Annotated in this window: 24 protein-coding genes; 12 read left to right on the top strand and 12 right to left on the bottom strand. The window is 57.7% G+C overall.

Annotation, left to right across the window (positions count from 1 at the left end):
• Nucleotides 1-202: 202 nt before the first annotated feature.
• Nucleotides 203-1,195 (bottom strand): GTP 3',8-cyclase MoaA, encoded by a 993-nt coding sequence (gene moaA, locus JIF53_RS10845; RefSeq protein WP_023008571.1) that lies wholly within the window; start codon nt 1,193-1,195, stop codon nt 203-205.
• Between the two features lie 466 nt (nt 1,196-1,661).
• Here moaA and JIF53_RS10840 point away from each other — a divergent pair, with 466 nt between their 5' ends.
• Nucleotides 1,662-2,054, top strand: coding sequence for a YbaN family protein (locus JIF53_RS10840; protein WP_023012234.1), 393 nt, complete (start codon nt 1,662-1,664; stop codon nt 2,052-2,054).
• A 27-nt stretch (nt 2,055-2,081) separates the two neighbouring features.
• Nucleotides 2,082-2,519, top strand: a complete 438-nt coding sequence (locus tag JIF53_RS10835) for an RrF2 family transcriptional regulator (RefSeq protein WP_011786513.1) — start codon at nt 2,082-2,084, stop codon at nt 2,517-2,519.
• A gap of 69 nt (nt 2,520-2,588) precedes the next feature.
• Here JIF53_RS10835 and JIF53_RS10830 read toward each other — a convergent pair whose 3' ends face one another.
• Nucleotides 2,589-3,662: a fatty acid desaturase family protein gene (locus tag JIF53_RS10830; protein ID WP_014422438.1), complete on the bottom strand. Its 1,074-nt coding sequence runs from the start codon at nt 3,660-3,662 to the stop codon at nt 2,589-2,591.
• 45 nt (nt 3,663-3,707) lie between these two features.
• Nucleotides 3,708-4,814, bottom strand: coding sequence for a ferredoxin reductase (locus JIF53_RS10825; protein WP_153740674.1), 1,107 nt, complete (start codon nt 4,812-4,814; stop codon nt 3,708-3,710).
• Nucleotides 4,815-5,009: 195 nt separating this feature from the next.
• Here JIF53_RS10825 and JIF53_RS10820 point away from each other — a divergent pair, with 195 nt between their 5' ends.
• Nucleotides 5,010-5,633 carry a TetR family transcriptional regulator gene (locus tag JIF53_RS10820; RefSeq protein WP_153740675.1) on the top strand — a complete coding sequence of 208 codons (624 nt, stop codon included), beginning with the start codon at nt 5,010-5,012 and terminating at the stop codon, nt 5,631-5,633.
• A 12-nt stretch (nt 5,634-5,645) separates the two neighbouring features.
• On the opposite strand, the gene JIF53_RS10815 is transcribed toward JIF53_RS10820, so the two are convergent.
• Nucleotides 5,646-7,070 (bottom strand): WS/DGAT/MGAT family O-acyltransferase, encoded by a 1,425-nt coding sequence (locus JIF53_RS10815; protein WP_153740676.1) that lies wholly within the window; start codon nt 7,068-7,070, stop codon nt 5,646-5,648.
• Between the two features lie 215 nt (nt 7,071-7,285).
• On the opposite strand from JIF53_RS10815, the gene JIF53_RS10810 reads away from it, so the two are divergent.
• The 4 genes from JIF53_RS10810 (at nt 7,286) to JIF53_RS10795 (ending at nt 10,753) form a co-directional block, all read left to right on the top strand.
• Entirely contained in the window at nt 7,286-8,179 is an 894-nt protein-coding gene (locus tag JIF53_RS10810) for a bile acid:sodium symporter family protein (RefSeq protein WP_153740677.1), read from the top strand.
• Nucleotides 8,180-8,182: 3 nt separating this feature from the next.
• Nucleotides 8,183-8,563 (top strand): CidA/LrgA family protein, encoded by a 381-nt coding sequence (locus tag JIF53_RS10805; RefSeq protein WP_011786507.1) that lies wholly within the window; start codon nt 8,183-8,185, stop codon nt 8,561-8,563.
• Nucleotides 8,556-9,293, top strand: a complete 738-nt coding sequence (locus JIF53_RS10800) for an LrgB family protein (protein ID WP_022990872.1) — start codon at nt 8,556-8,558, stop codon at nt 9,291-9,293. Before JIF53_RS10805 ends, JIF53_RS10800 begins: the two co-directional genes overlap by 8 nt.
• 101 nt (nt 9,294-9,394) lie before the next feature.
• On the top strand, nt 9,395-10,753 hold the full coding sequence (locus tag JIF53_RS10795) for a TrpB-like pyridoxal phosphate-dependent enzyme (protein WP_153740678.1): 1,359 nt from the start codon (nt 9,395-9,397) through the stop codon (nt 10,751-10,753).
• A gap of 52 nt (nt 10,754-10,805) precedes the next feature.
• Here the strand turns inward: JIF53_RS10795 and JIF53_RS10790 are convergent, their stop codons facing one another.
• Nucleotides 10,806-11,270, bottom strand: a complete 465-nt coding sequence (locus tag JIF53_RS10790) for a hypothetical protein (RefSeq protein ID WP_014422430.1) — start codon at nt 11,268-11,270, stop codon at nt 10,806-10,808.
• A gap of 149 nt (nt 11,271-11,419) precedes the next feature.
• On the opposite strand from JIF53_RS10790, the gene JIF53_RS10785 reads away from it, so the two are divergent.
• From JIF53_RS10785 to JIF53_RS10775, 3 genes are read left to right on the top strand one after another with little or no spacing between them, the layout of a single operon-like run.
• Complete coding sequence (locus JIF53_RS10785) at nt 11,420-11,806, top strand: PepSY domain-containing protein (protein WP_051995655.1); 387 nt, start codon at nt 11,420-11,422, stop codon at nt 11,804-11,806.
• Entirely contained in the window at nt 11,806-12,477 is a 672-nt protein-coding gene (locus tag JIF53_RS10780) for a response regulator transcription factor (RefSeq protein WP_023012227.1), read from the top strand. Before JIF53_RS10785 ends, JIF53_RS10780 begins: the two co-directional genes overlap by 1 nt.
• Nucleotides 12,477-13,838, top strand: a complete 1,362-nt coding sequence (locus JIF53_RS10775) for a sensor histidine kinase (RefSeq protein ID WP_199452473.1) — start codon at nt 12,477-12,479, stop codon at nt 13,836-13,838. The genes JIF53_RS10780 and JIF53_RS10775 overlap by 1 nt, the downstream gene beginning before the upstream one ends.
• On the opposite strand, the gene JIF53_RS10770 is transcribed toward JIF53_RS10775, so the two are convergent.
• From JIF53_RS10770 to tmpT, 4 genes are all read right to left on the bottom strand, one after another.
• A complete protein-coding gene (locus tag JIF53_RS10770; RefSeq protein WP_023012225.1) occupies nt 13,805-15,364 on the bottom strand; it encodes a SpoVR family protein in 1,560 nt (519 codons plus the stop codon). The two genes, JIF53_RS10775 and JIF53_RS10770, sit on opposite strands and share 34 nt — an antisense overlap.
• Nucleotides 15,361-16,656 carry a YeaH/YhbH family protein gene (locus JIF53_RS10765; protein ID WP_023008560.1) on the bottom strand — a complete coding sequence of 432 codons (1,296 nt, stop codon included), beginning with the start codon at nt 16,654-16,656 and terminating at the stop codon, nt 15,361-15,363. The genes JIF53_RS10770 and JIF53_RS10765 overlap by 4 nt, the downstream gene beginning before the upstream one ends.
• A 20-nt stretch (nt 16,657-16,676) precedes the next feature.
• The gene (locus tag JIF53_RS10760; RefSeq protein WP_011786498.1) at nt 16,677-18,599 is read right to left on the bottom strand and encodes a PrkA family serine protein kinase; all 1,923 of its coding nucleotides are present in this window, start codon (nt 18,597-18,599) and stop codon (nt 16,677-16,679) included.
• Nucleotides 18,600-18,869: 270 nt separating this feature from the next.
• On the bottom strand, nt 18,870-19,529 hold the full coding sequence (gene tmpT, locus JIF53_RS10755; RefSeq protein ID WP_011786497.1) for a thiopurine S-methyltransferase: 660 nt from the start codon (nt 19,527-19,529) through the stop codon (nt 18,870-18,872).
• A gap of 74 nt (nt 19,530-19,603) precedes the next feature.
• Between tmpT and JIF53_RS10750 the strand changes: the two genes are divergently transcribed.
• Both JIF53_RS10750 and JIF53_RS10745 read left to right on the top strand, forming a co-directional pair.
• A complete protein-coding gene (locus tag JIF53_RS10750; protein ID WP_199452472.1) occupies nt 19,604-20,539 on the top strand; it encodes a D-2-hydroxyacid dehydrogenase in 936 nt (311 codons plus the stop codon).
• 125 nt (nt 20,540-20,664) lie between these two features.
• A complete protein-coding gene (locus JIF53_RS10745; protein ID WP_199452471.1) occupies nt 20,665-22,020 on the top strand; it encodes a YihY/virulence factor BrkB family protein in 1,356 nt (451 codons plus the stop codon).
• Here the strand turns inward: JIF53_RS10745 and JIF53_RS10740 are convergent.
• The 3 genes from JIF53_RS10740 to JIF53_RS10730 all read right to left on the bottom strand — a co-directional run bounded on the left by JIF53_RS10740 (nt 22,003) and on the right by JIF53_RS10730 (nt 25,259).
• Nucleotides 22,003-23,052, bottom strand: a complete 1,050-nt coding sequence (locus JIF53_RS10740) for an HDOD domain-containing protein (RefSeq protein WP_199452470.1) — start codon at nt 23,050-23,052, stop codon at nt 22,003-22,005. The two genes, JIF53_RS10745 and JIF53_RS10740, sit on opposite strands and share 18 nt — an antisense overlap.
• A 90-nt stretch (nt 23,053-23,142) precedes the next feature.
• Entirely contained in the window at nt 23,143-24,372 is a 1,230-nt protein-coding gene (locus JIF53_RS10735; protein WP_199452469.1) for a DUF445 domain-containing protein, read from the bottom strand.
• A gap of 152 nt (nt 24,373-24,524) precedes the next feature.
• Nucleotides 24,525-25,259, bottom strand: coding sequence for a 16S rRNA (uracil(1498)-N(3))-methyltransferase (locus JIF53_RS10730; protein WP_199452468.1), 735 nt, complete (start codon nt 25,257-25,259; stop codon nt 24,525-24,527).
• Between the last annotated feature and the right edge of the window lie 8 nt (nt 25,260-25,267).

Genomic DNA, 25,267 nt, shown 5'->3' with positions numbered 1-25,267 from the left:
CAAGGTCGCAAGGTCTTATGCTCGAATTACAGGTCTTCAGAGACTATATCTCCAAAGATTGAGAGAGTGGGTGAGGGTAGGTTTTCCAAAAATTTGCGGAGCCAGGGATGGCGGAGCAGAAGCGACACAGGGAAGTGCCGTAAGGAGCGTTTTTTGGAAAACCTATCCTCACCCGCTCCAACTCCGAAGCTGGCAGGCCAGGTCAGCCGCCAGTCATATTCATAAACCGAAGAATCTGCACATCCCCATTGCTGGAAAAATGATGCCGCTCCGGCTTCAGATCCATGGCCTTGATGATCGCCTCCTGCAGCTTGTCATCCGTCACCGGATGCCCCCGCAACACCCGGCGAAGATCCACTGAATGCTCATTGCCCAGGCACAGCAGCAGCCGCCCCTCCACCGTCACCCGAACCCGATTGCAGGTCGAACAGAAATTGTGGGAATGCGGCGAAATGAACCCGACGCGAACCTCGCTGTCCGGCATCCGGAAATAACGCGCTGGGCCGCCGGAATCCTCAGTTGCCGGAATCAGCTCATGGTGCCTGCGGATAATGTCGCGCACCTCCTCACTGGTGCACAGCGCCAAACCACGGTCATGCTCTGAAATCTCCCCGAGCGGCATCTCCTCGATAAAGCTGATGTCCACCTGCTTTTGACGGGCAAACTCAATCAGCTCCGGAATCTCCTCGTCGTTGCGGCCTTTCATCACCACCGTATTCAACTTGATACCACGGAAACCGGCGTCCCGGGCAGCATCAATGCCATCCAGAACCTGGCTGAGATTACCGGTGCGGGTAATGGCGCGGAATTTGTCAGCGTCCAGAGAATCCAGACTGATATTGAGACGCTGCAAACCGGCCTTGCGCAATGATTCCGCCATGGTGGGCAACTGACTGCCGTTGGTGGTCATGGCGAAGTCACGGAGGCCATAAGTGCCGACTTCGCGTACCAGCTCCAGGATATCGCGGCGCACCAGAGGCTCTCCGCCTGTCAGCCGGATCTTCTCCGTGCCCAGAGCAACAAAGTTCCGTGCCAGCCGGGCGATCTCTTCAAGCGTCAATACCTGTTGGCGCGGGAGAAAGGTCATGTCTTCCGCCATGCAATACACGCAGCGGAAGTCACAGCGGTCGGTCACCGACAGGCGAACATAGTTTACTGTGCGGCCAAAGCGGTCTGTCAGTCGGGTCTGGGGCATTGAAGCCAGGTCCTGTTGCAATATCACCATGAGTTTAGGGCAAGTATGGCAAAGCGCGCGGCGGATTCCGATACCCCTCGGGGAGTATCTCCCGCGACCTTGCAAAGCCATCGGTCTTCCTCTATAACATTTAAATAAAATATATGTTAAAAAGTGGAGCGACACCAATCGCAATGGTGTTGTCAGTTTAATACCCATCAAAAGCCTGGGAGACTGCTATGTGGTTCTACGAGAAATGGCTCGCTCGCGCTAATGCGGGTGTTCTGGTCAGTGTGCTCGGATTACTGTTAACCGTTGCTTTGGCATATCCTCTAGCGGCCAGATTGCCAATCGCGGTTCAGATACTCGCCCACATGGGAACGTTAATCTTCGCAGTCGGGGTGAAAATCGCGTATGTCGCCCGCTTGGCGTTCCTCAGTAAACTGGGAAGACCTGTGCACTGAATCACGGTAGAATAGATGCAGTTATGAACGGTCAAGAGGCCCACGCCATGGGCGCACAGCCAGGTAAAACCGGTTTCCGGATTCTTGCGTATATGAGTGTGGGGTTGGCGGCAGCGGGTGTGGTTTTGCCGCTTTTGCCAACAACCCCTTTTGTTATTCTCGCGGCCTTTTTCGCCAGCAAGAGTTCCCCGGCCTTTGCCCGGTGGTTGGAAGAGCACCCGACGTTCGGCCCGGCGATTGAAGAATGGCGCGCCCGGCGTGCCATTCCACGCAAAGCCAAGTTGCTGGCCTTTGCCATGATGGGGCTGAGCTGGAGCATGCTGGTCTGGCTTGGATCGCCGGTTCTGGTACTGGCTGTCTCGGGGCTGTTTTTACTGGGTGTTGCCGGCTATATGCTGAGCCGGCCATCCTACTGATGTTTTTCGGTCATTTTGGAGTCATGAATGCACATCACCCGTTATACCGATTACTCACTCAGAGTGCTGATCTATCTGGCTGCAGAGGGTGATCGTCTGGCGACCATTCAGGAAATTGCCGACAGCTACGACATCTCCAAGAATCATCTGATGAAGGTGGTTCACCAACTCAACAAGAAAGGCTACATCGAGACTATCCGTGGCAAGAAGGGCGGGATGAGGCTGCATATGGCGCCGCAGGATATCAATATCGGAATCCTGGTGCGTGAAACCGAGCAGGACCTCAGTATCGTGGAGTGTTTTTCCTCCAAAAATGCCTGCAAGATCACTCCGGTATGCGGACTTAAATCCATGTTTGGTGAAGCCCTGAAAGCCTTCCTTGAGGTGCTTGATCGATACACGCTCGCCGACGTGATTCAGGACCACCACCGACCACAGCTGTTGCGACTGCTCCAGATTGCTTGATTGCTGAACTGACGCACTGCTGTATTTGCAGTGCGTCAGACCTCCCAGGCTTCAAACGAGTATCCAGAGTTATACGTTTACGGGGTTGGCGGATCTCCGTTCCGGCAGTGAATATCGCAGGACTCTCTGCAACACAGTTTTATACTGGCTCATAAATGAGCCCGTGTTGTAGTGAATGCCGTGTTTGCGACAGATTTCCTGCACCCGCTCGGAAATCTCAGGATAGCGGTGCGCTGGGAGATCCGGAAACACGTGATGCTCGATCTGATAGCTCAGGTGTCCACTCAGAATGTGCAGCCAGCGGCCACCCGTGAAGTTGGAAGAGCCGGTAAGCTGGCGCAGATACCAGTGGCCCTTGCTCTCACCTTCGCATTCCCGCTCTGTAAAGGTTTCTGCGTCCTGAGTGAAGTGACCGCAGAAAATCACCGTTGAGGCCCAGAGGTTCCGGATCAGGTTAGCCCCGACGTTGCCGGCCAGCACGATAGGGGCCACTGGTAGAGTCAGCAATGGAAAGAAGACATAATCCTTGAATGCCTGGCGGCCGCCTTTACGGAAAAAGTCTTTCAGGAACGGCACTTTCTCGCGCCAGGAAATCTCCCGGCGACGTAGCTTCTCGGTTTCCAGTTCATGTAAACCTACACCCCACTGAAAGAACACGCTCAGCAAGATGTAGTTGATGAACTGCAACGTGTGCCAGGGTTTCCAGGGCTCTTCGTCGCTCAGGCGTAGCACCGCATAACCGTAGTCCCGGTCTTTGCCGATGATGTTGGTGTAGGTGTGGTGCTCGTAATTGTGAGTCCGGCGCCAGGATTCACTGGTGCACACCGTATCCCACTCGTAGGTCTGTGAGTTGAGGGTGGGATCGTTCATCCAGTCGTACTGGCCATGCATCACGTTGTGGCCAATTTCCATATTCTCCAGAATCTTGGCCACGCCGAGGGTGGCCGTTGCCGCCACAAACACCGGCGGAATAAAGCCGAAGGGCATCATCACCCGGCCGCCGACTTCAAGGGCGCGGTGCAGGCGAACGATCTTGCGAATGTAGCGGGCATCCCGCTCGCCAAGATCGGCCAATACTTCATCGCGTACTGTATCCAGATCTTTCTGAAGCTCGTTGAGCTGTTGTTCATCAAGTTTGATCATAAGGTCTCCTTGCGGCTGTATGAGGCCGCGCTCGAATTCTGTGTGTCAGGCTTCCAGAGTCACCGGGCCACGGGGTACGGAAATGCAGAGTTGAACGCTTTCCTCTCCGGGACCGGAAGCTTTACCCGTCAGCCGGTTAATCACGGTGCCGCTGGTTTTTCGGCAACTGCATTGGTGGCAAATGCCCATGCGGCAGCCGTATTGAGGTTTGAGGCCCGCGGCTTCTGCGATCTCCAGCAGTGTGGCATCGCCGGAAGAGTCCACATTGAGGTCCGCGCGGGCAAAACTCACCTCGCCGCCGAGTGTTTCATCACCCAGAGGGGAGGAAACCGGAGGGGCGAAAAACGTACAGTGAATCTGTTCTTCGCCGAGACCGCGCTGGTAAAGCAGGTCATTGGCGAGATCCATCAGCCCGCCCGGTCCGCACAGATAGACCTCGCGGGCCTTCAGACCGGGCACGGAATCCAGGTCGGCGTCGTTGAGGTAGCGCGGCTCGTCGGTTTCGTGGGTGCATATAATACGTACCGAGAGTGCCGAGTATCTTGCCGCCAGTGCTTCCAGTTTTTCACTGGCGATCACGTCCTCCTGAGTGCGAACAAAGTAGAGCAGCGTGACCGGTGCCCGGAAGTGCTCTGCCGCCATGGTCTCCAGCAGGCTTAGAATCGGCGTAATGCCGCTGCCCCCGGCAATAAACAGCACCGGTTTGGGCATGGCTGGCATCAGAAAGTCGCCAAAGGCTTCGGTCAGGCCCAGTACCGCGCCTTCTTCCAACTGATCATGCAGCCAGTTGGTCACCAGCCCTCCTGGCAGGCGTTTGATGGTCAGTGTGACCACGCCGTCGTTCTGCCAGAGCAGGGGGGAGCTGGACAGACTGAAGGTGCGCTGGCGTCGCACACCATCAATATCTACACAGATGTTCACGTGCTGGCCGGCATGAAAGCCACTCCATCGGCTGGCAGGCCGGAGCACAAAAGTCTTGGTGTCGTGAGTCTCGACCAGAATGCGCTCTACCCGTGCAGGTGTGTACGCTTGTATCCACATGGGATTGATGGCCTCCGCCAGTGGATCAAAATAACTGGCAGGGTTGCTTCGGTTCAGTAGCTGTCGGCCAAGCCAGTGCATGGCGCGGGTCTGGTTCATTTTTGCCAACATATATTTTCTCCAAGGTTTGTACCTGATCGTTGGTAACGATGTGTACACTTGTTCACTTATGTGTACGACTGTACACAGTGAGGGTTGTCGTAACAATCAGGGGGGCGCTTCGTTGGCTCGAAATGACAAGTTTTGCGGACTTTTCTTCCGTCAGATGTGTACACTTGTTACCGCAACAATCGTGATAGGAAGACCATGGCAGACAGAACGAAACGCAGGCCCGGCGAAACCCGAGAGAAGCTGATGAACGCAGCGCTGACTCTGGTGGGCAAGGGGCGACACTTTGCCAGCCTGGGTATTCGGGAAGTGACCCGGCAGGCCGGCGTGGTGCCAACGTCGTTCTACCGTCACTTTCGCAGCATGGACGACCTGGGTTTGCAGCTGGTGGACGAGCTCGGGCTGGTCCTCAGGCGGATGATGAGGGAGGCCCGGGCCAACGTGTTGCAGGCCGACAAGTTGATTGAGGAATCGGTGGGTATCTTTGTGGCCCATGCCCAGGCCAACCGCAGTTTTTTTCTGTTTATGGCTCAGGGGCTGGCAGGCGAGAGCCGGGCCGTTCAGGAAGGGATTCGCAGCGAGATGCGGTTTTTTGCCAGCGAACTGGCCAATGACTTACGCCGGCTCCGGCTCATGGAACACCTGAGCGATGCCGATCTGGAGTTGACCTGTGATCTGGTGGTGCGCACCGTCGCCTTCAGTCTGACCGATCTGCTCAGCATTTCCGAAGACGACGATTATCAGATCGGCCAGGTGCGAAAACGCACCACCCGATTCCTGCAGATGATTTTTGTCGGGGCTGGTCACTGGCAAAGCGACTGACCCCGTCCTGGGTTACTTGCGGGTTCGGGCGCGCTTCTTCTTCGGCGGCAGTATCAGCGATTCCAGCTCATCCAGAGCCTCACCGGTATAAACCGCCAGTTTCTGCATGCTCGGCAGCGTATCCCGACAGCCGGTAAAACCGAAATTCAGCGATCCGGCATAGCTCAGGCAGGTGATGTTCAGTGCGCCGCCGTGAGCAATCAGCGATACCGGATACATGGCCTCAAGCCGGGCACCTTCATAATACAGCGTGCCTTCCGGGCCGGGCACGTTGGAAATGGTCACGTTGAAAACCGGCCGCATCCTCCCTCCGAGACCTGACATCAACTGCAGAATGTAGGGTGACATCAGCAGCATGGTGTACTGGGTCAGGGCACTTTTGGGAAGTTTCTGCAGGTGCTCCTTGGCCCGTCGGGTCGAGGTTTTGATCTGTTGCAGGCGGTTCAATGGGTCAGCTTCGTCGGTGGCCAGCGAGGCAATCATGAAGCTGATCTGGGTGCCCGTACCCTCGTCGTCTGCCGGCCGGATATTCACCGGTATACCAGCCGTCAGCGGGGTGTCGGGCAGATTGTTCTGCTCGGCCAGAAAGCGACGCAATGCTGTGCCACACAGGTAAAGCACGATGTCATTAAGGGAACCGCCGGAAGCATGGGCCAGGTTTTTCAGCCGGTCCAGTTGATAATGTTGGGTGGCGAAACGTCGCTGCGCGGTAACCCGGTGATTGAGCACCGAAACCGGGCCTGTGAAGGGCGCGGTCAGTCCGTCTTCCGGGTGTCGAACCGAATGCACCAGGCGATTGCCGGCCTGCCACAGCCTGGGGGCCATGTCTGCCTGGAGCTTCAGAGCGTCCATGGCCTGGGAAACCGCTGCGGGCACGCTGGCCTCTTTGTCGGTTTTTGCACCACGGCGTTGGTGTGGGCGTACCGTCCAGGGCGGTGGCATATTGCAGCGTTCGGGATCGGTGGTGAGTACCCTTTGCATCAGCCGTACGCCACTGATGCCGTCAATCATCGAGTGGTGCATTTTGGTGTAAAGGGCGAACCGGTTGTTTTCCAGGCCTTCAATAACGTGGCATTCCCACAGCGGCCGGGAAAAATCCAGGGGATTAGAGTGCAGCCGGGATACCAGAATACCCAGTTCGCGCTCACCGCCGGGGCGGGGCAGGGCTGAGTGCCGTACGTGATAATCCAGATCGATATCCTTATCGACTTTCCAGGCCGGGGCGATCACACGCCCGAGGAAACCGGACCAGGCCAGTTTGTATCCCCAGGGTGGTGCCACATCGCCGGCTTCTTTCATTCGAGTGACCATGTCACGCAGGAAGGTTTCTGGTGCGCCTTCAGGCAGTGAGAAAATCTGAAGCGTACCCACATGCATCGGGGTGTCTTCAGATTCAACCGCCAGCCAGGAGGCATCCAGGGTTCCGAGACGTTTCATTCCTTGTCATTCTCCGCCAGTCATTTGTGTTTTGGTTGTTTCCTGCAAGTATACTGATATCCGCAGGTGCACACGATCAAAACCGGGATTGGGCTCCCATCTTTTTGCAGGGTTTAACGGTTACATAATGTCGCGAACCCATGCTCCCGGTGACAAGGTTCGTGTGCTAATTTCTACGGCCATAGAAACTGATAACAAAAATATTCGGAGGCTTTGTGGAATCCAGCCCGCTGATCTCGGCAGGTTTGCCGATCGCGTTGTTCATTATCATGATCGGTATCGGTATGACCCTTACCCTGAGGGATTTCCGCCAGGTGGCGGTGTATCCGAAGGGCATGATTGTGGGCACCTTCGCCCAGATTCTCCTGATGCCGGTGGTGGCGTTCGGGCTGGCCTGGCTGTTCGGCGTGTCGCCGGCCATTGCCGTTGGGCTGGTGATCATTGCGGCCTGCCCCGGGGGTACCACATCTAACCTGTTTGTGCTTCTGGCCCGGGGTAATATTGCGCTTTCCATCGTGCTGACGGTCTCCGCCAGCCTGATCACCATTCTTACCCTGCCACTGTTTACCAACATGGCGCTGCAGCATTTCATGGGCACGGAAGAGAACATCTCGCTGCCGGTGGGCAAGACCATTGCCATGCTGGTGGTTATTGTTCTGCTGCCGGTGGCCATTGGCATGCTGGTGCGAACCCGCAAGCCGGAGCTTGCGCGCAAGGCCGAGAGCCTGGTCAGCATCTTTGGTGGCATCGTGCTGGCGGTGCTGATTGTGGCGTTGCTCTATGGCGTTCGGGACCAGATGTGGGATCTGCTCAAACAGGCAGGCCCCTCCACTATTGCCCTCAATGTCGCCGGTATCGCCCTGGGCCTGCTGGCGGGCAGGGTGGCCGGACTGACCCAGCGGGAATCCCTGGCGGTGGCAGTGGAGCTCGGTGTGAAGAACGGCACCATTGGTTTGATGGTCACCCTCACGTTGCTGGAGTCCAGCACCATGTCGATTCCCGCTGCCGTTTACGGTGTGCTTATGTTCCCCATTGGCTTCCTGCTGGCAATGTATGGCCGGAAGGTGATTCCCAAAAGCTACGTGGCACATGCAGCTGGGGAAGCCTGATTGATGAAGTTTCTGAACGGTGTGACGTTACTGCTGGTTTATCAACTGACAGGCGAGATTCTGGTACGACTTCTCGGGCTGCCGATCCCGGGGCCGGTGCTTGGCATGGTCATGCTGTTCGTTACCTTGATGATCCGAGGTAGTGCCCCGGATTCCCTGAGCGAAGCCTCCAGCGCGTTACTGAGCCATCTGTCTCTGCTATTCGTGCCTGCGGGCGTGGGGATGATGACGCATTTCGGGCGTATAGCGGATGAGTGGCTGCCGATCACCCTGGCTCTGTTTCTGAGCACGGTGATCACCATGGTTGCCACGGCGTTGATTATGCAACTGACGACGCGCTGGTTTGTCCGTTCCGTTTCAGAACAAGGTGGGCAGCATGAATGAACCGGGTTTGCGCGACATCTGGGTCTACCTGTCGGCGTCGCCACTGCTAGGGCTGACCATTACTCTGGTGGCCTACGGGCTGGCCTACCGACTCTATCTGAAAACACATTCCAACCCGCTGGCCAATCCCGTCGTTACTTCGGTGGCGATGCTGATTCTCCTGTTGTTGGCAACGGGCACCTCATACAGCGATTACTTTGAGGGCGGTCAGTTCGTGCATTTTCTGCTGGGGCCGGCAACGGTGGCACTGGCGGTTCCTCTGTATCAGCAGTTTCGACGGCTCCGTCAACTCTGGTTGCCGGTCGCGATATCGTTGATCAGCGGGGTGGTTATTGCTGCTGGCAGTTCGGTGGGCCTGGCAAGGTTGTTGGGGGGTTCCCTGGAAATCCAGATGTCGCTGGCGCCTAAATCGGCAACGGCACCGGTGGCCATGGGTATTTCCGAGAAGATTGGTGGTTTGCCGTCGCTCACGGCGGTGCTGGTGGTGTTGACCGGAATTACCGGTGCGGTGCTGGGCACCAAACTGTTTGAATGGTTGCGCGTGAAAGATGACACCGCAAAAGGGATTGCCATGGGCGTGGCGGCCCATGGTATTGGTACCGCCCGGGCATTCCAGGTCAGTTCCCAGATGGGCGCGTTTTCAGGCCTGGCCATGGCGCTTTCGGCATTCGCCACGGCGCTGCTCGTGCCCTGGCTGGTGGACATGCTGGAAAACTGGTTGCCCATGTAAACGCGCAGTTCTTTCCGGCGTGCCGCATTACACTCTTTTTATGTCTGTCTGGAATGGCTATGCTCAGCCAATCATTGGCACAACATCAGGGTCTTAACATCATGCAAACCAAGTTCTTGCTCGACGAAGAACAGATGCCCAGGTATTGGTACAACCTGCAGGCGGATTTCCCCGAACCCCTGCCGGCCGTCCTCCACCCGGGAACAAAGCAGCCGGTCGGTCCAACGGATCTGGAGCCATTGTTTCCTGCGTCGCTGATTGAACAGGAAATGACTACGGAACGGGAAGTGGAGATTCCGGAGCCCGTTCGCGATGTTTATCGGATGTGGCGGCCGGCGCCCATGTTTCGGGCGCATCGGCTGGAAAAAGCCCTGGGCACCCCGGCCAAGATCTTCTACAAGTACGAGGGTGGTAGTCCTGCGGGCAGTCATAAACCCAATTCCGCGATTCCTCAGGCCTTTTTTAACCGGGAGGCCGGTATTCGGCGTCTGACGACAGAAACTGGTGCTGGTCAGTGGGGGACCTCGCTGTCGTTTGCAGGCTCCCTGTTCGACATTGATGTGACCGTGTTCCAGGTTCGCGTGTCCTACAACCAGAAGCCCTATCGCCGTGCGGTGATGGAGACCTACGGGGCTAACTGCGTGGCTTCACCATCAGAAATGACGGAGTTTGGTCGTCGGGTGCTGGGGGAAAACCCCGACCACACCGGCAGTCTCGGTATTGCGATTTCCGAGGCGGTGGAGCTGGCCGTTCAGGATCCGCACACCAAATATGCTCTGGGTTCCGTGCTGAACCATGTCCTGTTGCATCAGACCGTAATCGGCCTGGAGTCCATGAAACAGATGGAGATGGCCGATTGCTGGCCAGACGTGATCGTTGGGTGCACCGGTGGCGGCTCTAATTTCGCGGGTATTGCGTTCCCGTTCATGGGCCATGCGTTGAGAGGCGGGGAGAAGTCCCGGATTCTCGCGGTTGAACCTTCAGCGTGTCCGACGTTGACCCGGGGTAAATACGCCTATGACTACGGCGATACGGCACAAATGACACCACTCACCAAGATGCATACCCTGGGTTCAGGTTTTACACCGCCGGGGTTCCATGCTGGCGGCCTGCGCTATCACGGCATGGCTCCGATGGTGTCGCACGCCAAGGAGCTGGGACTGTTCGATGCTGTTTCCTACACTCAGCGCGAGTGCTTTGAGGCGGGTGTCCTGTTTGCGCGCAACGAAGGGATCGTACCGGCCCCTGAAGCCAATCATGCCGTGAAGGGTGCGATTGACGAGGCGTTGCGGTGCAAGCGCGAGGGCAAGGAGGAGGTGATCCTGTTCAACCTTTGTGGTCACGGGCATTTCGATATGGCGGCCTATACCTCGTATTTTGCCGGTGAACTGAGCGACCATGAGTACGGCGAGCAGGAGCTGGCTATGGCGTTGTCGGGGCTGCCCTCGGTCAGCGTCTGATTGAACTTGCCCCCGGTCAGGCACTGTGCCTGACCGGGTTGCGGCTTCCTGCTCACTTGTCCCTTTCGATCTTCAATGGCTCCAGGCTTCCGATCCGGAACTTCAATTCCAGTTCCGCACCGTTTTCATCATCGCCTTCCACTTCAATATCGCCATTGCGGTTGACCTTTAGTTCCTCAATAGTGGCCATTCCCTGCTGCTGAGCGGCTTTCAGATAAGAGCGCACATCGTCCGCGCTCACACCGTAGATCTCGCCTTTGGCTTTGCGGCGCTGCTCCCGGTCGATGTCGCCGTTGCCGTTCAGGTCCAGTTCCACGAACCAGTCCTGGCCCATCCAGCCTTCGAGCTCGATTTCATTATCATGGTCGTCGTCAAATTCGATGCTCTGGAAATGGCTGATACCGTAGTTGTTACCAACCTGAAGCATGCGGTCCGCATCGTCAAAGCTGCCTTTGGCGAAGGCTGCGGGGGCTGCGACAAGGCCGCTGATCAGCGCGATGGTCAGAGTCTTTTTCATGGTGTTCTCCTAGCTTGTCTGTGTTTGAAAAACTGCCGGTTCTGCCCGGTTGGCTACCAGCTTGAGCCCAGATTAACGGGGCAGGGCTTTCAGCATCGTGATAGGCTCATTCATGATTCGTTCATCTGGCTTTTGTCACCATAAACACCATGACCAGACCTCGTTTACATTCATCGCTGCTACCCGAAGACCGGTTTTCACGCCGGGTGTTCCGGGTGTTGTTGCTGACTCTGTTTGCGGTGGGCGCGCTGCCGTTTGCCCAGGTGGCCTGTGCCGATGATGACGACGACTGGCGGCGCCTGCACCACGAGGTTGAGGCCGGCCGTATCAAACCCCTGAGCGAAATCCTGGACAGCCTTGCCCGCGACTGGCGCGGAGACGTGATCGATGTGGATATCGAGAAAGACGATGGTGAGATCCTCTACGAGATCGAGTTGTTGGGCCCGGAAGGCCAGGTGGTGGAGTTTGAGATCAATGCCCGGACCGGAGAGGTTCTGGAGATAGAGGGCAGGAATATCCAGGGCATGAAACGCTGATGAAAATTCTTCTGGTGGAGGACGATGCCGCGCTGGCACAAGGGCTGGCCGGTAGCTTGCGGGATGCCGGACTGCTGGTGGAAGTTGCCGGGGAAGGCCGCACGGCCGACTTTCTGGTGAGCACCGAACGTTACGATGCGGTGGTACTGGACCTGGGCTTGCCGGATGGCAATGGCACCCAGTGGCTGGCCGGTTGGCGGGAGCGGGGTATTGATCTGCCGGTGCTGATTCTGACCGCCCGGGAGCGCTGGTCCGATAAAGCCGCGGGGTTCTCTGCCGGTGCCGATGACTATGTCACCAAGCCCTTTGAAACGGCTGAAATCCTGTTCCGCCTGCGGGCCCTGGTGCGCCGGTCCCACGGCCACGCCCACCCGGTGATTACCGTGGGTGACATTGCGCTGGATACCCACGCCGGGCAGGTGACCCGGGCAGGTATGCCGGTTTCACTCACGGCTCAGGAGTTCCGGCTGTTATCGCATCTGATCCACGCAGCGCCCAGAATCGTGTCCCGCACCGAGTTGTCCGAACATGTCTATGACGGCGACCAGGAGCCGGATTCCAATGTTATCGATGTCCAGGTCAGCCGGTTGCGGCGCAAACTCGGCGCCCAGGCTATCGAGACCATCCGTGGCCAGGGCTACCGTATGAACGGTCACGGAGAACCATCCTGATGCTGACACGTCTGCGCCGCTGGCCGGTGGCGCTGCGGATGCTGGTGTCTGCCCTGGTATTGGTCCTGGTGGTGTTGCCGCTGGCCGGTACCGTATTGGCCTGGAACTTTCGCCAGACGCTGAGCCAGTCCTTTGATGAGCGCCTGTTATCGTTCCTGAATGTGGTCATTGCCGGCATTGAGTCTGACCCTCAGACCGGTGAATTGACCCCCGGCCCGCAACTGGGTGAACCGCGCTTCGAGCGGGTGTATTCCGGCTGGTACTGGCAGGTCAACGACAACAGCGGGCGGGTGATCACCTCCCGGTCATTGTGGGACCAGCGACTGCCACAGATCAGTGGCCGGGGGCCGGACTGGGCCCAGGCCCCGGGGCCGCGCGGCCAGACACTTCGGATAGTGGAGCGGGATGTCCAGTTACCGGCTTTCGAAGGCTGGTTATCGGTGTCTGTCGCGGCCGACCAGGCGGAGCTGGATGCCCAGGTTGCGCGCTTCAACCGATTGCTGGTGGTTTCGCTGACCACGCTCGGTACGCTGTTACTGGTGATGATCGGGTTGCAGATCCGCTGGGGCCTGGCACCGCTTCGGCGTCTGGAGCGGGATCTCCGGGCCATGGAGTCCGGCCAGACCCGTTCACTGACCAGTGATCTGCCCGAAGAACTTGCGCGGCTCTCCGAGGCCATGAATCAGGTGCTTGAACGGGATCAGATACTGATTGAGCGTGGGCGCACGGCTGCGGGCAATCTGGCCCATGCCCTGAAAACGCCGGTATCTGTGCTTACCACCCTGAGTGATCGTTTGCCGTCGGTGCAGAGAACCGCTTTCCGTACCGAACTGAGCCGCATCGATGACGCCGTGCGCCATCATCTGGCCAGGGCTTCAGCGGCCGGACCGGCCGCCCTGGGGCGTGTGGATCTTGGTGAAACCCTGGCGCCGGTGCTGTCGGCACTCAATACTCTCGCGCAACGCCGTGGCGTTACCCTCGAAAGCGACCTGGGCGATACGGGCGCGGTTCGGCTTGAACAACAGGATTTACAGGAAATTGCGGGCAACCTGCTGGAAAATGCCATCAACTGGGCGGAGAGTCAGGTAAAGTTTCGGGTAGAAGGCTTGCCGGATGGTCTGGCGCTGATGGTGGAGGATGACGGCCCTGGCCTGTCTGACACCGATATCGAGCAGGCTCTGACACGGGGCACCCGGCTGGATGAAACCCGGTCCGGTTCCGGTCTGGGCCTGGCGATCGTCAAAGAGCTGGCTGAACTGTATGGCGGCACGCTGACCCTGGCCCGATCTCCCCTCGGAGGGTTACAGGCCAGCGTGCGCTTTCCATCTCACTCATCGTCCAAGGCCCGCGGCGGGCAGTGATGCTCTTCCACCAGGGTGCCTTCATCCACGCTCTCCAGATGCACATCAAAGCCCCATAGCCGGTGTACGTGCCGCAGCACTTCGTCGGTTTCCTGGCCCAGTGGCACTCGGTCTACCGGGATGTGGCGCAGGGTTAGCGAACGATCACCGCGAATATCCACACTCCATACCTGAATGTTCGGCTCCCGGTAACTGAGGTTGTATTGGCGGGCCAGCTTTTCCCGCAGCGCGCGATAACCGGGCTCATCGTGAATGGCGGTGACGGTGTAGTGGTCTTCCCGATCGTCGCTTTCGATGGCGAACAGCTTCAGGTCACGCATCACCTTCGGTGACAGGAACTGCTGGATAAAGCTCTCGTCCTTGAAGTTGTGCATGGCGAAATGCAGGGTTTCCAGCCAGTCTGTACCGGCGATGTCCGGGAACCATTCCCGGTCCTCATTGGTAGGGTTTTCACAGATGCGTCGAAGATCGGTGAAGATGGAGAAACCCAGGGTGTAGGGGTTCAGGCCGGAATACCATGGGCTGTTGAAGGGTGGCTGGTATACCACGGCGGAGTGGCTTTGCAGAAATTCCAGCATGAAGCCATCGTTCACCAGCCCCTTGTCGTACAACCGGTGCAACAGCGTGTAGTGCCAGAACGTGGCCCAGCCTTCGTTCATTACCTGGGTCTGGCGTTGTGGATAGAAATACTGGGCCAGCTTGCGCACGATGCGCACCAGTTCCCGCTGCCAGGTTTCCAGCAAAGGCGCGTTTTTCTCGATGAAGTACAACAGGTTTTCCTGAGGCTCCTCCGGATATCGGGGCCTGCGGCGAATCGGGTCCCCGTCGTCCTCTGCTTTGGGGATGGTTCGCCACAGATCGTTGATGCGGCGTTGTTCGTATTCTTCCCGCTCCTTCTGCCGGCGGGCCTCCTCGGCGGCTGAAATCGGGGCAGGGCGCTTGTAGCGGTCAACGCCGTAGTTCATCAGTGCGTGGCAGGAGTCGAGAATTTCTTCCACGGCATCCACGCCGTGTCGCTCCTCGCACTCCGACACATAATGCCGGGCAAACACCAGGTAATCGATGATGGCACTGGCGTCTGTCCAGGTGCGGAACAGATAATTGCCCTTGAAGAACGAGTTGTGGCCATAGCTGGCGTGGGCAATCACCAGGGCCTGCATGGGCAGGGTGTTCTCTTCCATCAGGTAGGCGATACAGGGATTGGAATTGATCACAATCTCATAGGCCAGCCCCATCTGGCCCCGCTGATAGCCCTTGGAGGTTTGCAGGAACTGCTTGCCGAAGGACCAGTGATGATAGCCCACTGGCATGCCGACGGAGCTGTAGGCATCCATCATCTGCTCGGCGGTAATCACTTCAATCTGGTTCGGGTAAGTGTCCAGTCCAAACTCGGCGGCGCATTTGGCAATTTCCTCATCGTATTTCTGGATCAGTTCGAAGGTCCATTCCGAACTGGTGGAAATGGGCTTACCTGCCTTGGGTTGTTCGCTCTCCGGTGCGTTCGGGCGATCAATCAGGCTGCTCATGCCGCTTTCCTCTCGAACAACTGTCGGAAGACCGGGTAAATGTCGCCAGGATCGGCAATCTGCTGCATGGCGAAGCTCTGGGGAAACTGCTCCATGATTTTCTCGTATTCGTACCAGAGCATCTGGTGATCCTGGGGCGTGATTTCGATGTAGGAGTAGTACTGCACCAGCGGCAGAATCCGCTCAGACAGCAGCTTGCCGCAGATGGGGGAGTCATCGTTCCAGTTGTCGCCGTCGGACGCCTGGGCGGCATAGATATTCCATTCCGCCGGCGAGTATCGGGCTTCGACAATCCGGTGCATCAGTTTCAGAGCACTGGAGACAATGGTGCCCCCGGTTTCCCGGCTGTAGAAGAACTCTTCTTCGTCCACTTCCTTGGCGCTGGTGTGGTGGCGGATAAACACCACTTCGATTTTCTTGTAGTTCTTCTTCAGGAACAGATACAGCAGGATAAAGAAGCGTTTGGCGATGTCCTTGTGCATCTGGGTCATGGAACCGGATACATCCATCAGGCAGAACATCACCGCACTGGTGGCGGGTTTGGGCTGCTTCAGGTGTTGCCTGTAGCGCAGGTCGATCTCGTCAATGAAAGGAATGCGTTTGACGTTGGCTTTCAGCCGCGCGATTTCCTCTTCCAGCACCTTGATCTGGTCTTCATGGCTGAAGGCCGGATCGAGATCATTCGGTGCGCTTTTCAGCGCCTCGAGCTGTTTTTCCAGGTCCCGGATCTTTTTCTTGCGCGCGCCGCCCAGGCCCAGACGCCGGGCGTGGGCGCCCCGAAGGGAACGCACTACATCCAGCTTGGCGGGCACGCCCTGGGTGGTGAAGCCCGAGCGTACATAACTGAAGGCTTCGGTGTCCTTGAGTTTTTTCCGGGCCAGATTGGGCAGCTCCAGATCGTCGAACAGGAAGTCGAGAAACTCTTCCTGGGTAATCTGGAAGGCGAACTCATCCATGCCTTCTCCGTCCGGGCTGGCCTGGCCTTGCCCCTGGCCCTGGCCACCGCCGCTCTCGGGTTTGGGGATGGTGTCCCCGGCCACCCATTCCTGATTGCCGGGGTGCACCACCTCGCGCCGGCCACCGTGGCCGTGGTGGAATATGGGCTCGTCAATATCCCGGGCGGGGATGCTTACTTTCTCGCCCCGTTCGATATCGGTGATGGAGCGCTTCTGCACGGCATCCGACACCGCCTTCTTGATGTGGTGGCGGTAACGGCGCAGGAACCGTTCCCGGTTCACTGCGCTCTTGTTCTTGCCGTTCAGGCGCCGGTCAACAATGTGGGTCATACCCATGGTACTGCTCCCGCTGGCCGTTAATGGGATTTCCGGACGCGCAGGTACCACTCGGCGAGCAAGCGAACCTGTTTCTCGGTGTACCCACGGTCAACCATGCGTTCCACAAACTGCTTGTGCTTCTTCTGGTCTTCCTGGCTGGCCTTCGGATTGAAGGAAATCACCGGCAACAGGTCTTCGGTGTTCGAGAACATCTTCTTCTCGATCACGCTGCGCAGCTTCTCGTAGCTGAGCCAGGACGGATTCTTGCCGCCGTTGTTGGCCCGGGCCCGCAGCACAAAGTTGACCACTTCGTTGCGGAAGTCCTTCGGGTTGGATATGCCCGCCGGTTTTTCGATTTTCTCCAGCTCATCGTTGATGGAGGAACGGTCCAGAATCTCGCCGGTTTCCGGGTCCCGGAACTCTTGATCCTGAATCCAGAAATCGGCATAGGTGACATAGCGGTCGAACAGGTTCTGGCCGTACTCGCTGTAGCTTTCCAGATAAGCCGTCTGGATTTCCTTGCCAATAAACTGGACGTAGTGGGGCGCCAGGTATTCCTTTATGAAGCGCAGGTATTTTTCCTGCAACTCCGGCTGGAACTGTTCCTGTTCGATCTGCTTTTCCAGCACATAGAGCAGGTGCACAGGGTTGGCGGCAATCTCGGTGGTGTCGAAATTGAATACCTTTGACAGGATCTTGAAGGCAAAGCGGGTAGACAGACCGTCCATGCCTTCCATCACCCCGGCAGCATCCCGGTACTCCTGGATGGACTTGGCCTTGGGGTCGGTGTCCTTGATGCTCTGGCCGTCGTATACCTTCATTTTGGAGAAGATGCTGGAATTTTCCGGCTCCTTGATCCGCGACAGCACCGAGAACTGGGCCAGCATATCAAGAGTGTCGGGTGCGCAGGGCGCTCCGGACAGTGAGCTGTGCTTCAGCAGCTTGCGATAGATTTCAATCTCCTCAGTGACCCGCACACAGTAGGGCACCTTGACGATGTACACCCGGTCCAGGAAGGCTTCGTTGTGCTTGTTGTTGCGGAACGTCTGCCACTCGGATTCATTGGAGTGGGCCAGGATCACGCCGTCGAAGGGCACCGAGCCCATGCCCTCGGTGGTGTTGTAGTTGCCTTCCTGGGTGGCCGTCAGTAGCGGATGCAGCACCTTGATCGGTGCCTTGAACATTTCCACAAACTCCATCAGCCCCTGGTTGGCTTTGCACAGGCCGCCGCTGAAGCTGTAGGCATCCGGATCATCCTGGGAATAGTCTTCCAGCATGCGGATGTTGACCTTGCCCACCAGGGCCGAGATGTCCTGGTTGTTGTCGTCGCCCGGCTCGGTCTTGGATACACCGATCTGGTCCAGCACCGAGGGGTAACGTTTAACCACCCGGAACTGGCTGATGTCGCCGCCAAACTCATGCAGGCGTTTGACTGCCCAGGGTGACATGATGTTTTTCAGGTAGCGGCCGGGAATGCCGTATTCCTCTTCCAGAATCGGGCCATCCTCGGCCGGGTCGAACAGGCCTAGCGGGCTTTCGTTTACCGGAGAGCCTTTGATGGCGTAGAAGGGGACCTTCTGCATCAGGGCCTTGAGTTTCTCGGCCAGGGAAGACTTACCGCCGCCAACGGGGCCGAGCAGGTAGAGAATCTGCTTCTTCTCCTCCAGACCCTGGGCTGCGTGGCGGAAGAACGAAACGATGTTTTCGACGGCATCTTCCATGCCGTAAAACTCGTCAAATTCGGGGTAACGCTTGATGACTTTGTTCGAGAAGATGCGTGACAGGCGGGGGTCACGGGAGGTATCGATCAGTTCTGGTTCGCCGATGGCAATCAACATCCGCTCCGCGGCGGTGGCGTATGCCGTTGGGTCCTTTTTGCAGATCTCCAGGTATTCCTCAAGGGAGTATTCCTCCTCCTGAGTCTGTTCATACCGGTCTTTGAAGTGCTGCAGAATGCTCATAGATGGCCCCTCGCTTACTCTTGCCTGTTATAAGTTCACGCAATGTCCCCGTCGCTGTTTCGCCGCCTGTCCCGGCGGTGTCTCTGGTAATGGAATGAATGGGATGGTGTTAAGCAGGTATACGTTATCCGGAGGTTTCCGGCCTGCTTATTCTGAGCTTAGTTCAGAGTTCGAGGGTTGGACAGTGGGCAGTCAAATTAGGTTCATTAAATTATGTTTCGGGCGGTAAGCCAGACGGGACACCAGGGACTTACCGCCCATGATCTAAGGTTATTTCTTGACGAGGGTAAAAACACTCTCTGTGGCGCCGTTTCTCAGGCCCCGGCGTTTGGCAAACGGGTTGTCACGGGCCATGTCCCGTTTCAGCACCTGATTGATCTCATAATCCTCACCGTAGAGCCTGAACACTTCGTCGTCGGTAACGTTGAACGGAGGGCCCTGCATTTCCGAACTGTCGTAATCCAGCGTGATCAGCAGGATTCTGGTGTCGTCCGGAATAATAGCGGTGAGATGATTGACATAGCTCTTGCGCATTTCCGGGGGCAGGGCGATCAGGGCAGCCCGGTCGTACACCAGGCGAATGTGTTTGAGGTCGTCCGGCACCAGCTGGAAATAATCCCCACACCAGATTTGAAGATCGTCATGGCGGAAGGTGGTAAAGGGTTCGCCCGGGTGAACGCTGGCTTTCTCCTGCGCTTCCTCGAAAAAGTCCTTGCAGGCAACCTCGCTTAACTCCACACCGATAATCGGATGCCCGCGATCGTGCAGCCACCACATGTCATGGGCTTTGCCGCACAGGGGAACGAACACGGCGTCGGTGCCGTTGCCTGCCAGTTCGGGCCAGTGGTCATGCAGGTACTGATTAACCGTGCCTTCGTGGAAGCCGATTTGGTCTTTTGCCCAGCGTTCGTGCCAGAATTCGTGTTCCATGGGTAGCCTCCCGGAGATTGATCGTTTTCCTCAGTCTACCTTAATCTGTGGGGTCGATGAGTCAGGAGAAAAGTATGAAAGCCGTTTTTCTGGATGCCGCAACGCTGGGCGAGGATGTGGATCTGAGCCCCATTGAAAACATGACCGGTGGACTGACCTGCCACCCGCGCACCAACCCCGAGCAGGTGATTCAAAGGATTCAGGGCTTTGATACGGTGCTGGTTAACAAGGTTGTGCTGGGCCGTGAACATTTTGAAGCCTGCCCGGAACTGAAAACCATCGCGGTGGTGGCAACCGGCCTCAATAACATCGATCTGGAAGCCGCCAAGGCCCACGACATCAAGGTAATGAACGTTACCAACTATGGCCGTTCCACCGTTGCCCAGCACACCATGGCACTCATCCTGGCACTGGCCACCCGGCTGCTGGATTACAACCGGGATGCCCGCAACGGCCAGTGGGCCAAAAGCGATATGTTCTGCCTGATGGACTACCCGATTATGGAGCTGGAAGGCAAAACTCTGGGCATTGTCGGCTACGGCGATCTTGGCCAGGGTGTGGCGGAACGGGCAAAGGCGTTTGGCATGAACATCGTCCTCGGCTGCCGGCCCGGCCAAGAGCCTGGCGAGGTGGATGGCTACCCTCGAATTCCGCTGGATGAACTGTTGGTGCAGGCTGACGTGCTATCACTGCACTGCCTGCTGACAGAAGAAACCCGCAACATGATTGGCGCCCGGGAACTGGGTTTAATGAAGTCGTCGGCACTGCTGATCAACACCAGTAGAGGCGGCTTGGTTGATGAATCGGCTTTGGCTGACGCCTTGCGGAATGGCGACATTGCCGGTGCAGGCTTTGATGTGTTGACCGAAGAACCTCCCCGCAATGGTAACCCGCTGCTGGCAGACAATGTTCCCAATCTGATTCTGACCCCACACTCTGCCTGGGCGAGCCAGGAGGCGCGACAGCGAATTGTGGAGATTACGGCGCGCAATCTGGCGTCGGTTACCTGAAGTCGGGTGAAGGAAGCCCGCCGTCAGGAGGATTTGTCCGGGTGTACAACAAATACCCGGTTTCCGGGTTGTTTACTGACAGCTGCCTGATAAGCTTGAAGAAACACTGACAAGCAGGATGTTACGTGGCTTCCACCCAGATGAAAGAGCGGCTGCAGGCTGCTGAAGACTGGATACTGTCCAATTCCAACCCACCGCAGACCTGGCCCTGGACCTGGCTGTATAAATCCGGGCGCTCGGCTTATGCCCTGATCCGCGATGTGATCAGTGGTCAGCTGACACTGCACGCCATGAGCCTGGTTTACACCACGTTGCTCAGCATTGTGCCGTTGCTCGCCCTGAGCTTTTCCGTGCTGAAAGCGCTGGGTGTGCACCAGCGCATGGAGCCATTCCTGTACCAGTTCTTCCAGCCGATGGGCCCACAGGGTGTGGAGGTGGCTGAGCGAATCCTGGGCTTTGTCGATAATATGAAAGTCGGTGTGTTGGGCTCGGTGGGTCTGGCCTTGTTGGTGTACACCGTCATTTCCCTGGTTCAGAAAATCGAGCGCTCGTTCAACATGATCTGGCGGGTGCCGGAAATGCGCTCCATGGCACAGCGTTTCAGTAACTATCTGAGCGTCATCATGGTCGGCCCTTTGTTGATGGTTTCGGCTATCGGGGTAACCGCCACCATATTCTCTTCAGAAATCGCGCAGAATCTTATGGCCATCGAGCCGTTTGGTTCGCTGATTGTCCTTGCCAGTCGATTTACACCGTTTTTCCTGGTGGTGGGCGCGTTCACCTTTGTTTATATCTTTATCCCTAACACCCGGGTGAAGCTGCGCTACGCGTTTATCGCCGGGCTGGTGGCCGGCGTTTCCTGGCAGGCTGGCGGCATGCTGTTTGCCTCGTTCGTGGCCGGCTCGGCCAAGTATGCGGCCATCTACTCCGGTTTTGCGGTCGGTATCATTCTGCTGATCTGGACCTATCTGAACTGGATGATTCTGCTGCTCGGTGCCAGCCTGGCGTTCTATCTGCAGAACCCGGGGGCCGTGGCCAAGCGCCGCAATGTCCAGCTTGCGCCGGAATTGCAGGAGCGGGTAGGGCTTGCCCTGATGTGGATGGTGGCCAAGCCGTTCAGCTGCGGTGAACCGGCGCCTCAGCAGGAGTCTCTGGAGCAGCAGTTGCGGATCCCCGGCGAAGTCACCCGCAAGATCAGCGACAAGCTGATCCGCGCCGGATTGCTGAATCTGGCGGGACGAGATGGCGATCAGCTGGTTCCAGGGCGAACACTGGATCTGATTACGGTCGGCAGCGTGCTGCGGGCCGTGCGCAAGGACGAAGACCGGGTGGTGGATCGCCTGCCTGCCGGGGCCATGCCGAGGGAACTGATCGATCTTGCGCCCACCAGTGACGATGTCAGCTTTGCCAGCCTGCTGAATGCCGCTACACCGCCCGGTGCGGCTATTGTCAAAGCACCGGAGTCAGGTCCGAACCTGTGAACTTTTGCCTTCCTGGAGCATTCTGAGCAATACCGTACGTACCCTGCCCAGTTGCTCCGGGGAAAGGTGCACAATACGAATCAGATTTTCTTCCGACAGGTTCCTCTGGCGGGCATGGCGCAGCACTTCCCGGGTGCCCAGAAGCAGGCCGTCGGTCAGTGCGGAGTGGGCCTGCCGTGGCGCCGGCCGTTCCGCCGATAACAGCCAGGCATGGTATTTGGGGGGCAGATTCCAGACATTGGCCAGTAACTGGCAGGTGGCCCACTGATAGCGGGCCAGGGCCAATCTCAGTAACGCCGGCTCCGGTTCACTGCCAGAGCCCCTGGTGCGGTAGATACGCCCCAGTTCCCTGCGAATGGTGATGTACGCCAATGCAGGCAGCAGGCCAACCATGAAGTGGGCGCTGGTGTCGTCCCGGTGAATCTTGGCAATCATTTCCGCCGCTCGGGCGCAGGTCAGGCCCCAGCGCCAGGATCGTTGGGCGAAGAGTGCCTCGCGGCTGTTTCGGGCCGCCATCATAGGCCGCATAACCGCTGCAGCAATCACGTTCCGGATGCCGTCCACACCCAGCACGAACACCGCCTGGTCAACGGATTCTATGACGTGTTCACTCGGGCGGAAGTAGGGGCTGTTGGCCACCTGGAGCAACTGGTCGGTCAGTGACGGGTCACTCAGAATGATGCGGGTTAGCTCTTTGCGTTCGGTGGCTTCATTGGACAGTGCTCGCATCAACATGGGCAAGCTGCCAGGTTTCCGGGGCAGCTCTTCCATCTCGTTCATTTGCAGGCGCCGTTCCAGTTCGGCCAGGTCCTTTTCACCGCTGTCTGTGCTGGCACGAAGGCGCGCGGGTTCCACATCCAGCAACCAACTAAACAGGTGGTCTTCCAGCTGGCCGACGATGTCGCCTTCATCGTTGCTCTGGCTTGGCTGGCTGGTACTGGAAGGATTAAAGAGGCGGGTTTCGGACGCAGCCTGCGGAACGGGTTGAGTGCTGTTGAACAGGCCTGATATCCAGGAAAAAAAGCCCGGCATCCTTTGCCTCCGGATAGCGTGTATAAAGAATGGACTGGTTATCTGGCCAGTATAGTAGCGTAATGCAACCCTGCACAGCCCTGACAACGATCAGGAAAAGGACTCGCCAAAGACAAAGACCAGTTGGCACACACCGGCCACCAGACCCAGGAAGGCGCCCACCAGAATCAGTTTGATCTCGTCTTCCTGGAAGCACGGGCGCAGCAGATCCTGGAATTCTTCCGAGGACAGGGCATTCATCCGCTCCACCATAATGGACTCCACCGCCCGGGCCCGGTCTCGTTCGAACACGGGGTTGTTGAAGGAGCTCTGGGATATGGCGATGGCCTTTTCGCCCACCTGGTTTTTCAGGGTGGCAAAGCCGGTGGGGCCGAATGCCATCTGGGTCAGGGCCTTGCCCATGCCTGCGGTTTCATCCACCAGCGGTTTGATGTGTTTTTTTACCATGTTGCGGGCGCGGTCACCTTTGGGCCCTTCGAGGATGGCGTTGATGATGTTGCCCACGGTCAGTATCTCGTGGGTCACGATATGACAGAAGGATTCCGCCACTTCCGGCTGGCGCTTGAGGAACAGGCCCTGGATTCGCAGCGGGCCGACCTTGTGTTCGTGCAGGGGCCGGAAGATCACATTCAGTGCAATCCAGTTGGTGGCCCAGCCCACCAGCAGGCCAAACAGGGGCAGTACCCAGATGGCCGGGTACAGGTACCACACGCCCATCTGGATGATGCCGAACAGAAAGCCGAAGTAGAGGCCGGAATTGATGATGAAGCGGAACTCCACGTCACCGCACTCCAGAAATATCCGGTTGAGCAGCTTTTTATCCCGTGCCAGGCGCTCGATGACCATGCCTTTGATGTCGAGCAGGTCTTCAATGTTGTCGGAGATGTCTTCAACCAGGTTGTCGACCAGTTGCGGGGTGGATTTGCGTACCCGGTCATAGACCATTTTTCGGGCCGAGGCGGGCAGGTTTTCCCAGAAGGTGGGGTATTCCCGCAGCATGAGTTCGTCGACATATTCCTCAATGCGTGGGTCGACGGTGTAGATGATGTGGGCGGCCAGGACTTTTGGGTCGATCTGTTCGAAGATCTCCTGAACGGTACCGATTTTGGCGATGGTGGCATCCACGCTTTTGGCGGCCATTTTGCGGGCTTTGGAGGGGATAATGCCCTGCCAGCCCAGAAGCGGTGGCTTGCCGATGAACTCCAGAGGGTAGAAGGTCATTTTGATGGCGAGCCAGTTGGTGCTCCAGCCGATGAGGGCGGCGATCACGGGGATGCTGAGGTATTGCCAAAATTCCGGATTGGTAAGTAGGTTTATCATCCTGGGCTCTTAATTGTTTTCTTGGGTGCAGGCGCCCATACAAGGTGGCATTCCCGCCCACTTTTTGTCAGACAAGATAATGTTGTGCACCGACAGCTCTGTCAATGACTGGGATGCCAGGACGTGACGCCATGAATAGTCACCCGGCTGTCTCAGGCGCCGATATCCCCCCAGAGCCACTGGCACAGGGCGATGGCGGCAACCGGTGCGGTTTCGGTACGCAGTACGCGGGGGCCGAGGGCAACAGGCAGAAAGCCGCGGCTTTCTGCCAGGGCAATTTCTTCAGCGGTCAGGCCGCCTTCGGGGCCGATCATCAGGGCGATGCTGGAGGGCTTTTCGAGGGTGTTCAGGGACCGTTCGGTGCGATGGTGTAGCACCAGGCGCAAGTCACAGGCCCGGGCGTGTTCCAGCCACTGTTGCACGGTCATAACCGGCTGTATTTCCGGAACCCTGGCACGGCCGCACTGTTCGGCGGCGCTGATGGCAACCTGTTGCCAGTGGCGAAGACGCTTGTCTTCCCGGTCGCCTTTGAGTTTGACGTCGCAGCGTTCGGTGGTCAGCGGCACGATTTCGCTCACGCCCATTTCCACTGCTTTTTGTACGGCGTAGTCCATGCGGTCGCCCTTGGACAGGGTCTGTGCCAGTACTACTCTGAGGGGCGATTCTGTTTCGTTTTCAGCGGCTTCCGTGACTGCCACCAGCACGTGTTTCTTTCCGGCTTCGGTAATGGTGGCGTGATAGTCATGACCATCACCGTTGAAGAGCAGAAGTGCCTGGCCTGCCTGCATGCGCAGGACCCTGCCTACGTGGTTGGCGGCGTTGTCGTCCAGCTGGCACTGGCTGCCGACAGCCAGGGGGCTGTCGGTGAAGATACGCGGGATTCTCATGGCGGCGG

This window comes from Marinobacter sp. bablab_jr008 (assembly GCF_016464145.1).
Classification (GTDB): Bacteria; Pseudomonadota; Gammaproteobacteria; order Pseudomonadales; family Oleiphilaceae; genus Marinobacter; species Marinobacter nauticus.
This window is presented reverse-complemented; position numbering and strand designations above follow the sequence as displayed.